Source organism: Pseudomonas serbica (genome assembly GCF_028823535.1).
In the GTDB taxonomy this organism is placed as follows: domain Bacteria; phylum Pseudomonadota; class Gammaproteobacteria; order Pseudomonadales; family Pseudomonadaceae; genus Aquipseudomonas; species Aquipseudomonas serbica.
The window spans coordinates 1-617 of record NZ_JAQIYM010000047.1 but is presented as its reverse complement, the minus strand read 5'-3'; the positions used below and the strand labels follow the sequence as shown (position 1 = coordinate 617).

At 61.3% G+C, this 617-nt stretch carries 1 pseudogene; it reads left to right on the top strand.

Annotated elements, in window-relative coordinates:
* Window positions 1-617: pseudogene (locus NQL71_RS29675) on the top strand (sugar-binding protein); the annotation flags it as partial.

Genomic DNA, 617 nt, shown 5'->3' with positions numbered 1-617 from the left:
GCTGTTCGCAGCACCACCCGGACCTTCAATCGCTTCCACCTGATGACCGTCGAAGAGACCGTGCAGAACGACAACGTGCTGCGCAGCGAAACGGTCTATCACCTGCAACCCGGCATCGAGTTCGAAAACCAGCCGGCGTACTGCCAGTTGCCCCATATTGCGACCCAGATCTGGTACAGCAAAAGCAATCCCATGGATAAGCGCCCGGAACCGGTGACCACCACCTACGATGACTGGGGTAACCTGCTGACCCAGGTCAACGCCAACGAGGTGACCGAAACCTGTGAATGGTATGAGGTGGCCGGCGAAGTGGACGAGCACGGCGATGTGCTTTGCCCACCCGACCCGCAGCAATTCAAGCGCAACCTCAAGCGCAAAACCGTGACCCCGGCCGCCTCCGACTACGGCCAGGCCCCGGTGTTGCAAACCCGCTATCGCTACACCGAGCAACGGGGCCTGACCGGTGTCAGCAACAGCCGCTGGCTGGCGCTGAGTGAAGAGCTGTTATTGCAGGATGGCAACGCGGCTGCGCCGCTGCAACACAGCGCATTCAGCTACATCGACGAGCCCGACACGCCCTTCAAGCATGGCCGCAAGCTGCAGGACGCAGTGACCCT